This window comes from Synechococcus sp. Cruz CV12-2-Slac-r (assembly GCF_024346075.1).
Classification (GTDB): domain Bacteria; phylum Cyanobacteriota; class Cyanobacteriia; order PCC-6307; family Cyanobiaceae; genus Synechococcus_D.
The window spans coordinates 1-10041 of the sequence record NZ_JAGQEK010000064.1; the positions used below are offsets into that span (position 1 = coordinate 1).

Annotated in this window: 11 protein-coding genes and 1 pseudogene; 3 read left to right on the top strand and 9 right to left on the bottom strand. The window is 47.2% G+C overall.

Features of this window, described 5'->3' with window-relative positions:
* Positions 1-223 (top strand): annotated as a pseudogene (locus KB557_RS06490) (allophycocyanin); the annotation flags it as partial.
* 549 nt (positions 224-772) lie between these two features.
* Here KB557_RS06490 and KB557_RS06495 read toward each other — a convergent pair.
* The 6 genes from KB557_RS06495 to KB557_RS06520 form a co-directional block, all read right to left on the bottom strand.
* Positions 773-1744 (bottom strand): molecular chaperone DnaJ, encoded by a 972-nt coding sequence (locus KB557_RS06495; RefSeq protein WP_255132461.1) that lies wholly within the window; start codon positions 1742-1744, stop codon positions 773-775.
* 21 nt (positions 1745-1765) lie between these two features.
* Positions 1766-3322, bottom strand: coding sequence for a DUF3370 family protein (locus tag KB557_RS06500; protein WP_399218767.1), 1557 nt, complete (start codon positions 3320-3322; stop codon positions 1766-1768).
* 345 nt (positions 3323-3667) lie between these two features.
* Complete coding sequence (locus KB557_RS06505) at positions 3668-4495, bottom strand: ATP adenylyltransferase (protein WP_255132463.1); 828 nt, start codon at positions 4493-4495, stop codon at positions 3668-3670.
* Positions 4492-5487: a SpoIID/LytB domain-containing protein gene (locus KB557_RS06510; RefSeq protein WP_255132465.1), complete on the bottom strand. Its 996-nt coding sequence runs from the start codon at positions 5485-5487 to the stop codon at positions 4492-4494. The genes KB557_RS06505 and KB557_RS06510 overlap by 4 nt, the downstream gene beginning before the upstream one ends.
* A complete protein-coding gene (locus tag KB557_RS06515) occupies positions 5475-6326 on the bottom strand; it encodes a PhzF family phenazine biosynthesis protein (protein WP_255132467.1) in 852 nt (283 codons plus the stop codon). Before KB557_RS06515 ends, KB557_RS06510 begins: the two co-directional genes overlap by 13 nt.
* Complete coding sequence (locus KB557_RS06520) at positions 6323-7225, bottom strand: NAD(P)H-dependent glycerol-3-phosphate dehydrogenase (RefSeq protein WP_315856203.1); 903 nt, start codon at positions 7223-7225, stop codon at positions 6323-6325. The genes KB557_RS06515 and KB557_RS06520 overlap by 4 nt, the downstream gene beginning before the upstream one ends.
* Before the next feature lie 56 nt (positions 7226-7281).
* Between KB557_RS06520 and KB557_RS06525 the strand changes: the two genes are divergently transcribed.
* On the top strand, positions 7282-7998 hold the full coding sequence (locus tag KB557_RS06525) for an SDR family NAD(P)-dependent oxidoreductase (RefSeq protein ID WP_255132471.1): 717 nt from the start codon (positions 7282-7284) through the stop codon (positions 7996-7998).
* Here the strand turns inward: KB557_RS06525 and KB557_RS06530 are convergent.
* Complete coding sequence (locus KB557_RS06530; RefSeq protein ID WP_255132473.1) at positions 7954-8364, bottom strand: DUF2237 family protein; 411 nt, start codon at positions 8362-8364, stop codon at positions 7954-7956. The two genes, KB557_RS06525 and KB557_RS06530, sit on opposite strands and share 45 nt — an antisense overlap.
* A gap of 119 nt (positions 8365-8483) precedes the next feature.
* Between KB557_RS06530 and KB557_RS06535 the strand changes: the two genes are divergently transcribed.
* Positions 8484-8714, top strand: coding sequence for a hypothetical protein (locus KB557_RS06535; RefSeq protein WP_255132475.1), 231 nt, complete (start codon positions 8484-8486; stop codon positions 8712-8714).
* Between the two features lie 2 nt (positions 8715-8716).
* Here the strand turns inward: KB557_RS06535 and KB557_RS06540 are convergent, their stop codons facing one another.
* Positions 8717-8989, bottom strand: a complete 273-nt coding sequence (locus tag KB557_RS06540) for a DUF4090 family protein (RefSeq protein ID WP_255132477.1) — start codon at positions 8987-8989, stop codon at positions 8717-8719.
* Positions 8990-9028: 39 nt separating this feature from the next.
* A partial coding sequence (locus KB557_RS06545; protein ID WP_315856204.1) for a vitamin B12 dependent-methionine synthase activation domain-containing protein occupies positions 9029-10041 on the bottom strand: 1013 nt, incomplete at its 5' end.

Consider the following 10041-nt stretch of genomic DNA (forward strand, 5'->3'; position numbering starts at 1 on the left):
AATTACCTATGGAGTTCTTGCTGGAAGTACCCGTTTCATCGAAAACACAGGGCTTATAGGGGCTAGAGAGATGTACAACAGCCTTGGCGTGCCCATGCAGGGAATGGTGGAAGCGATGCGTTGCATGAAGGTTGCATCGGTATCGCTTGTTTCAGCAGAAGATTCAAAATTATTGGAGCCCTATTTCAACTACTTGATCCAAGGCATGCAAACCAGCACCTAGGCTACAAAAATATCTGATCTAGTTAATCTCAAATAATTCACATTTAAAGACCTACGGCAAGACTTAGATGAGATTCGCAAGCCTTGGCTCAGCGGGTCTGCGGGCTTCTTGGCGTTATTTGCCTAAAATCTTGATTCCATGCATCCCATTTAAGAATCAATACAAGAATTAGAATAAGTCTTGGTTGCGATATATGAGATAACATTTAGATATTTTTGAGTACCTGTGATAAACACAGATACTCTGCAGAATTTTTGTAAGAAATACCCACTATTTGCAGTTGGTATTCACTGCGATCAAAGCTTTTTCCGAAGGCGCTGGACAAAAGATTGGACAGAAGACGTAGGGGGCAGAAAGCAATCAATTACTTAAAGGGATCAATCCCATAAAGAGGACAAATAAAAAATTCAAAAAAAATCAAATCGCAAGTTGAAAATAAATAGTATTAGCAGTATTGGATGAGTCTTACTCTAAGTCTTATCTCAATTCCAGCTTGAGATCTATACGACAATGCAAGCGTTTTACGATGAAGTTGTTATTTTACAGATTTTATAAAGGTTTTAGATATCTTTGCTTGAGAAGTTGATATGCCTCATTAAGTCTTCTCATTTCCTCAGGGTCGCCCCCAGCATCGGGATGAGCGGCAACCGCTTGATGTCGATAGGCTTCCCGAATATCCTGCAACGTAAGACTGCAACCAGCACTAGTGGGAAGTTTTAGAAGTTGCAGTGCTCCTTGGGTTGTCATCGTTGCTTGAAGATCAAGAAACGGAGTGCCACGCCGCCGCCGCCTCAGCCGCTGAGTCATCCGGCCAACCAATGATGGAATTCTTATTTTTAGAGCTAACCCACCAAATGGATCTTCCAGCAAACCGGCAGCAATAATTACACGATCAACTGATGGATCCCGTAATTCCCAGCTGGGCGCATAGCCAATCATCACCTGCTGAAGCGCATTCCATGTGAACATATTTCCCTCACTGGCATCAGATAGGGGCCATATGTCGTGGCTCAACCAATGCATACCAGCTTCTAGTACAGCTTGATTTGGTTCGCTTCCGTAAAGATTCATCCAATGGGTTTGTACCGCCTGAATACACTCATCTAACTGGCGCGAATCTATTAAGGTAATCCCAACACTGGTTGGCGGATCAATAACAGGTGTTCGCAAACTTCTCCTTAATTGCTGTGTGCGCTTTGATACGAATCCTGGTAGATCAATTGCTGAAGGGCGCTGATCAGATTCATCAACTTGCCAATCTGGAATTTCCTCATTCTCACCAGCTAGAGAGATCAGCACGAGCGCCCCTTGAACGTGCTGAACTAATGAATTTTCATAGTTTTCACTAGCTTCCTGCTCCTTTTCGAGCTCTGATTCATCTTTTGAAATAATCTCAAGTAAGCGCTCAATCGCTGGGCCGCGACTTCTCATTCCCCACTGCTTACGCAAACGGTCTAGCTGCTCAATGGCAGCACACTGGAGAACCAGTGTTACTTTTCGTTCGTCTGGGCTGTTTGCCAAGGGGACTTTGTAGATGTGGAACTAGCGGTTAAGCCAGTTTCTAATTAATTTATGCGGCCTATTGGTATCAAGCATCGCTGGTGATGAGGGAGGCCAACCACCTATCGGTAATATTGCCGGAGAAAGTGCTGGCAGTTGAGGTGGAGGTATACGTACCTGCCGCTTAACGGGGCTGAGCTGAGCTTCGCGAGGAACAAGCTTTAGCTCAGCCGTAGCTGGAGGTTCCATAACAAACATTGGAATAGCTTCTGATTGTTTGCGTGCTTTTTCCAAGGCCTCCTCTTTACTCCGCAACATAGCCAATTGCGTATCTGGAACAATACTAAGCAGATGGCCTGGCGTTGCATCAGCTGGATATACCAAGCTCAAACGAATGTTCTGAGGCTGATTTGGCGTGAGATCAAGAGATTTAAGCACTAAACTTTGCCCAGATCTCATTCCAACATGTAGCTCTTCATAGCCATTTATTGTTTTTAAACCGATGCTTCCTCGAAATGATACGAATTGACGACCTGGCAGGGTTGGATGACTCAAAACCAATTTATATGGCCCATTACCAACCAAACTCATGTCTAAATCAAACCTAACTCCGTAAGTACCAATATTATCTAAAGAGGAATCAAGCATTCTTGTTGCTAATGGATTTACCTGATTCTCTCCGGTGCCAAAATTGTGGCGATTTGTTGTAGTAAGCGGAACATGTAAAGGCATCTCAAGAAGGTTGTGCATAACACTTGCTTGATACGTATCTCCTATTGCTACTCCTGCCACTCTTGAAAATACACTTCTATCCTCAATCTTATCTATTTTATTTAAATATGTTCGGCCTGGTGCAAATTGATCAGAATCAAGAATGTTAAGAATTTCCTGATCAGACTTAGGCATTTTGGCAGCAACTACTGCCAATTGAAAAGCTCCATCGCTACGACCTTTTATTAATGCATTTGCAATGCCGTTTGAGGGCAAATCCGTACTAAAAATTACCGTGCGGCTGCGAGGTGGGATCCGGATTGCTTCAGGTAATTTTCTATCAAGGGTTCCGCGCATCATTTGAGCGGCGGTAGCAGCCCCTGGGCCTGTATTCCAGGGCCGATGACCTTGAGGAATCACACCGAGTAAATTGTTTGCTTGATAAGGAGCTTCAAAACTATTTTTAACGGAACCGCGTTCAAATTTGAGAACAACATCTCGATCGCCAGGATTTATAGCGATCGCAGCGAGTGTAAGTTGGCCGCGTCTTGTTCCGTATTTGCCCCTATCTTGAGCTGAGGGATGATATTTGTGGTGGGCATGAACGCCAAATTCGCCATTAAACGTATAAGTGGCATGGTTTAGCCTCCGGCCATTTTCAGCAAGGGCGTCCCCCGAGGTGGTGCTCACGAGAATCCCTGGGCCGGCCACCTCCTCAGGTTGGTTGGAATGCAGCACAGGCACATTATTGAAGGTGCCATTTAATGGCCTGGCTTGTTGACCGGCCATCAAGGACACCTCTGATCTTGCAACAGGCGCCAAAAAGGGCAATACAAGTAAAGCCAAATATTTCTGGCGCATAAGACCGGTGGGGCCTACTTGTCTCAATATGAGATTAGCTCTATGCAAATGGGTGATTTTAAATGCAATTTTAAAAATCTTTGGCAGGCCAAATGCTGATGGAGCCTTGCTGTCCTGTGATGTCACGGAATTCAGGCAAGGGGACAGCACAAGCCGCAGAAGGTTGGCTAGAACCTACCCGGTTTGATTATTTTCCCATGTTTCCGATGCCAGATTGCTGCTGGAACGATACCGACCTCAAATCCTCAAGGGCCAGGCACCAGCGCCGTAAGCTCCACATGCTCAAAGGCTGGCGCGATGCAGTGGAAAGGCAGCTAGCGGCTGTAAACGCGGCTATTGGCACCCTTGAGGCTCAGATGGAGCGCGATCAAACTAATGATTAGGAATGGCTGCTTCTGCTAGTAGCTTGGCAGGGCCATTTTGATGCAGCCAAGCAAGGTTTGATTCAGCTGTAGCCAGCAAAAAACCAGCGTATCCAAGGGCATTAAGGCTGAAACCCTTATGCCCTTCTTTTGATCTCGGAATTAAGACAAACCACTTATTACTTATTAGTAAATTATAAGGAAGAAGCGGGATTTTATCCCTCTTTGGGTTGCCAACTCCATAGTTTTCTGCAAGCTCAGCATAAGTTCTAATCAGAAAGTCTAAGCTTGGCAACTCATTATTTGGTGTTGCTTTTAAGCCAACTTGCCACGGCCAAGCAGACTTATTTGCAACAGCATTTGCCTCAAATTTCTCTGCTTCTGGACATATAACTTCCCCCATAGCTCGAGGTAGGAGTTGCAAGTGTCTATGGGGCTGACTTGCTCCTGCCTCTGGAGCACTATTGAAAAACCATAGGCCCCCTTGCTTTTGCCAAACCTCTCTTAATGCCTGCCAATCACATTCACTTAGCCAACCTGTTTGGGGTTTCCAATCCTTTGTGATCAACAGTAAATGGCCTGGTTCAACAGGATATTTATTTAGCAAAAGTATATGTTGATCAAGTTTATTAAGTTCTAAATTTCGATCCCAAGGGGAGAAAGGATTTTGTTTTGGTCCAACCTCTTTTAATTGCTTTGGAGTGTAGCCCTGTAGTTTGCGGAGTATGAACGGATCCCAGGATGCAGACCTTAAAATTTCTGTTTGTAAAGGTACCAAAGCACCAAGAGAAATAGCTTTTCTTTGGCAGGCCAGAGATTGTTCTGCTAAAGAATTCATGCCGACCTCTTCAATCGAGCTAAATTTGCACCCCTATAGTATCTAGCTAATATTTGTGAGAATCGATATCCTTGTTGAGCCAACTCTTTTGCCCCATGTTGACTCATACTTGCGCCCAGATGGCCATGGGCTTCAATAGTTATCTTTTTATCGGCGGCATAAAGACTTTCAACAATACCGCCTCTGTAACTAAGTACTAGGCCCATCGTGGAGCTGCCTGCTACTCGCGAAGCTTCACTCTCACTTTCCAAACCATCGTATGCCTGCCAGCGAGTTGTGGCGCCAAGGTTCCAGTGGGGATCTGCGGGCCTTGCCATGTGGGCCAAGGCATAGGAACGGGCTGCAACCGCTTGAGCCCGCAAAGCCTCCTCCGGCCAATCGCTTGGCATTTCAGCTCCTACTACTGATGCTATGTATTCCTCAAGTTGTAGATGATTCACGATTACAGGACCTGCACGATCGCAATAAAATCTAAGTTCACCGCGGTAACTCTTAGCATCAAGTGCAACTATTCCTCCATTTTTAGGCCTAAGCCATAGTTCATTAGGTCCTTTATCACCGCCGATCTGCAGCCGGCCCTCACTGCAACTTAGGGGGAGCATTCCTTGGCCAGTTCTCCAGGTGCTGCCATTGCGCAACTGCAATTGCCACGGACCGTTTGCACCAACATTTGAAGTGCTTTTTGTTTCCTGAAGCATCACCCTTATCTCCAGCGAAGGAGCTGGTTGATCAGCATTAGGAACTTTTAAATCAAGGCGCTGGGTATCTAGGGATCTCTTATTTTGCTTTGATATAATTTCATTATTCTCATTTTTTATTGGATCTTCTAATAAAGCCTCGAGCATTGCTGGATCGAGTTGTGTTTGCTGAGGCTTTAATATTGGAGAAATAAGTGCTACAACCAGCGCCGCAAAAAATAAAGGCGCGGAGCACAAAAAAAGGCTGCCACTATGGCGCTTTAGAAATAGCTTTAGGCGTTCTACTTTTCCCATGCCTCCCCATCACTGTTAGTTGAAATCCAGGGCAGCTCCCCTTTCCAAAGCAGTGTGCCACTGCCTTTAATTCTAATTTGACTGTTTTTCTGCGGAATGCAAAGCATTCCTCCTGGTCGCTGGGAGGGCTGCCAGCCGCTCACTTGAGAAAGATTTAGCTGCTCACACCACCAAGGCGCTACTAAAGCGTGAGCTGAACCTGTAACTGGATCTTCGCTAATACCCAAACCAGGGGCAAAAAATCGCAGTTGGTATTGGTGAGGTGTCTCTGCTGCTTGCATAACCAGCCATGCTTTTTCTGGGCCATTGCGCCAAACTGGATTATGAGGATCAAGTTTGCCTAGGGGAAAGTTTGTTGACACAAGCAAAACCCCATAGGCAAGCCCGGAGCTCCATTGATTAAGAAGACTTGTACCCAGCAGCTCTGCCATCCAAGGCTCTTGAATTCGGGAAGTCAAACCTGTGGTTGGTAAATCTAAGCTGGCAAGTTTTGCTGAATGTACTTCGATTCTGAGATTTCCACTGCTGGTTGAAAAGAAATACTCTTCACCTAGATCAATCTTTCCCCATTGATACAAGGCAAGGCCCGCGGCAAGGCTCGCATGGCCACACAGGGGTACCTCGCAGCTTGGTGTAAACCAGCGCAGGCACCATTGTTGTTTGTTATGCCATAAAAAGGCAGTTTCTGATTGTGCTAATTCTCTAGCAAGATTCTGCATCCAGTTTGTGCATGCAGGTTTGTCAAGTAAAACAACCGTAGCCCCATTGCCACCTAGTGGGACTTCACTAAATGCATCAATGGCGCAGATTGCTATGCCTTGGTGTGTGCTGCTGATCATTCGTGGCGTAATTCCCTTTCCATTAACTTTTGAAGCGCCCTGCGGGGATCGCAACGACCCTCTACAAGTTGTTGCACTTCGGTTGCTATTGGCAAACTCAAATGTTTTTTAGCAGCAAGGGCTAATACCGCATCGCAGGTGGGCACACCTTCAACAATCGCCCCAATTCGCTCAAGGGCAGCGCTGGTTGTTAATCCCTCTGCTAATGCATTGCCAAATCGATAATTACGACTCAGCGCACTGGTTGCAGTAGCTAAAAGATCACCAAGACCAGCGAGGCCGTAAAGAGTTTCCGCTTTACCTCCGAGGGCTTGAATCACGAGGCCCATCTCCGCTAAACCTCGCGTGAGGAGAGATGCTCTGGCATTTGCACCGAGGCAAAGACCATCGCACACTCCAGCGGCAATCGCGATCACATTTTTTAATGCCCCTGCCACCTCTGTTCCCACGGGATCATTGTTTCGATAAAGCCTGAGGCAGTCGCTACTTAACTCCTTCTGCAGCTTTGCCAATAAAAGTTGATCAGTGCCTGCCAGCACACTGGCGGCAGGTAAGCCGTTGGCCAATTCCTTTGCCAAGTTTGGGCCGCTCAACACAAACAACGGCCGCTGCGGACAATACTTTTGCCAAATCTGGCTGGCGGTAGAGCCAGTTAGGGGATCCAACCCTTTTGAACAGCTCAGCAGAGGCGCATGGCAATTCCAGCTTGAAAGTTGCTGGGCAAGGCTCTCAACACCAGCAAAAGCAACTGCACACACCACCAGATCGGAATGTTGCAAAGTTGCAAGTGCATCAAAACCATTGGATCGACGCCAGAGCTCAACTCGATGGCCCGACTGCCCAAAAAGATGCTTCAAGGTGCTGCCCCAAGCACCACCACCAAGCAGGGAAATCGACAAGACCAAACGCTTAACCCCCTTCAGTTGCCATCATGCGCCCCTTAGTGGTGTTAGCCATGGCTCGCAACCTCAATTGGGATCAGCTGGAGGGTACTGCCCTTGTGGTGGGCCAAGGGGGCATCGGTAGAGCTATTGGTGTGGTTCTAGAGCGAGAAGCTCCAAAACTGAAGCTATTAAGGGCCGGTAGGGGTGGACCATTGCCGCTAAATATTTGCTCAGAGCAATCCCTAAACGATTTAAAAACTGAATTGCAGCAGCATGGCCCCTTAAGGCTGGTGATCAACACCGCTGGATGGCTTCATAGTGGCGGGATTGGGCCTGAAAAGCGGCTGCAGGCAGTAAGCCGGGCTGGTTTAGAAGAATCATTTGCAGTTAACGCCTTTGGAGCAATCCTGCTTGCTAAAGCCGTGGATGAGGCATTTGGGCATGGCGAGCAGGCTTGGTTTGCAAGCCTTTCCGCCAGGGTTGGCAGCATTGGCGACAACCAACTTGGCGGTTGGTATTCCTACCGCGCTGCAAAAGCCGCGCAGAATCAACTGCTTCGCACCCTTGCAATTGAATGGCAACGGAGAAGACCTGCTGTAGCGGTAACTTTGCTGCATCCAGGCACCACTGCCACAGCGCTTTCTGAGCCCTTTAGAACCGCTGTTGCTCCAGAAAAACTTTTTAGTGCTGAGCGGGCAGCCGAGCAACTGGTTTCGCTGATAGCTAAGCAGACCCCTCTCGAATCAGGCAGGTTCCTTGCCTGGGACGGGCAAAGCATCCCCTGGTAGGGCTTTTTCTTGCAGCAATTCGAGTGGAATTACCTCGAGCGTTGAAAATTCACAGGCTTCAAGCACTACCTGGGGGGCCATGCCATCCCAGTAGGCCTCAAGCCAGCGAGGCGCGCAAAGACACCACCGATCACCAGGTTTCAAACCTGGAAAAGCATTTGCTTCGTTGGGGCTTGAGAGATCGTTGCCTTGGGCCTTGCTGTAACTCAAGAAGGATTCACTCATCACGGCACATACGCTGTGGCGTCCAAGGTCTGCAGCGTTGGTACGGCAGCTGCCATCGCGAAACCAACCTGTGAGGGGCTGGCATCCGCAGGTCTTCAGGCTTGTACCAAGCACGTTAAAAATCGATGTTGATGTGGTCATAAGTCTGATAAATCGGAACAAACACTTGACGGAATCGGGGGGGGAGGCGCTATGGGTCTTGGGGTGGCCAGGTTTTACTGGTTACAAAACACCCAAATTCTCCAACCTGCAAGCACCCGATGAGCTGGGATTTCACCGAAGATGCGGCATTCCATGCCTTAGTGGATGCCTTTGCCGAGAGCGGCGAAACATCAGCTATGGAGTTTTTAGCCAATGGTGAGGGGGCCTTCCATTTTCAGGAACTCACCCAAAATGCCGCAGGAGAGGGTTTCGACCTCTCCGATTCCAGCAGCTTGGAAGCGTTTCAGCAAGAAGTTATTGATGCTCTTGAGGGGCGTAGACCCGAATAGAGCTAGCTGAAATAAAAGGCAATTTCCTTGGGTTTGAGGCCCTCCCAGCCGGCCAAAATGAGGCGATTATTGAGAATTTCTCGATCTAAATGTTTTGCGCCTGTTCGAACAATTCTGTTGCGCATTGACTTTGTAACGCCGCTGCGGGCTCGGGCACTCTCTAGATCCATTACTTCTCGATAGAGGGCCAGCATTTCCGCGGGGATTGCTGAGCCATCGAGATCTATACCAGCTGCGATTGCAGCATCAACGCCATCAGGCCCTGAAATTGCCATGAAAACAATGAGATCAACCGTCAGGCTGTCATGCCAGCGTCACGCGCTGAAATAACGGGCTTGGCTGTGTAGAGCCACCAGCGCTGTGGTGCTCTGTTCTGGATCAAGTTGATCACTTTCATCCATTGTTAAACCAATCCGATCGGCCCCTAACCAGTCCAATTGAGGCCGGGAATCTGCAACATTCGGGCAGGCTGGATAACCAAACGAATAGCGGCTACCGCGATAACGCTGGGCAAGGACATCCTTCAGGGTTTTCGGCTCCACATTTTCAAAACCCATTTCTTTGCGGATACGCGCATGAACCAACTCGGCAAGCGCTTCAGCTAATTGAACACCAAGACCATGAAAATAGAGATAATCAGTATATTTATTGTCTTCAAATAATTGTTTAGCAAACGCGGTAGCAGCTGCTCCCATAGTTACAGCTTGCATTGGTATAACGTCTGTGGGTTTCTCATTTTCCAAATCTCTATAAAAATCTGCAATGCAATAGCGATTTCCAGATTTCTGACGAGGCAATTCAAACTTTCCAAGACATTTAACTGAATTTAAAGGGTCAAATACAACAACACTGTTTGCGTTTCTACCACAAGGAAAATATCCGTAAATAACCCGAGGTGACAAGAGTTTTTCTTCACAAATTCTCTGCATCCATTCAGTTAGCACAGGTTCAGCTTTTTCTTGCAACATAATTTCGTATTCAGGGCGTGATTGCTTTTGATTTTTCCTAAGTTGCCATTGGCCAGCAAACAGTGCCTGTTTGTCTAAATAAGCAAAAATTTGATCGATTGGTAATTCTTCTTCCAACAAAACCCTAGTGCCCCAAAATGGGGGTTCGATAAAAACTTCTTCCGGTACTGCATCAGAGCGATCGCTTGATACAACTAAATCAATCAAATTAGGATCACTAGGATCGGGGGTTTCAGTAGGGTCTAACTTACTTTCGGCGGGTAAAGATACAACTTCAACACCAAATCCTTCAGGTACAATACCAAGAAAACCAGATTTATTATCCCATTGTTCAGCTTTTTTTGCCGCAACTAAAGCAT

Excerpts from the sequence above, each read along its gene's own strand:
- KB557_RS06530 (WP_255132473.1), bottom strand. The coding sequence starts at position 8,364 with ATGACCACATCAACATCGATTTTTAACGTGCTTGGTACAAGCCTGAAG.
- KB557_RS06535 (WP_255132475.1), top strand. The coding sequence starts at position 8,484 with ATGAGCTGGGATTTCACCGAAGATGCGGCATTCCATGCCTTAGTGGAT.
- KB557_RS06525 (WP_255132471.1), top strand. The coding sequence starts at position 7,282 with ATGGCTCGCAACCTCAATTGGGATCAGCTGGAGGGTACTGCCCTTGTG.
- KB557_RS06505 (WP_255132463.1), bottom strand. The coding sequence starts at position 4,495 with ATGAATTCTTTAGCAGAACAATCTCTGGCCTGCCAAAGAAAAGCTATT.
- KB557_RS06510 (WP_255132465.1), bottom strand. The coding sequence starts at position 5,487 with ATGGGAAAAGTAGAACGCCTAAAGCTATTTCTAAAGCGCCATAGTGGC.
- KB557_RS06515 (WP_255132467.1), bottom strand. The coding sequence starts at position 6,326 with ATGATCAGCAGCACACACCAAGGCATAGCAATCTGCGCCATTGATGCA.
- KB557_RS06540 (WP_255132477.1), bottom strand. The coding sequence starts at position 8,989 with ATGGCAATTTCAGGGCCTGATGGCGTTGATGCTGCAATCGCAGCTGGT.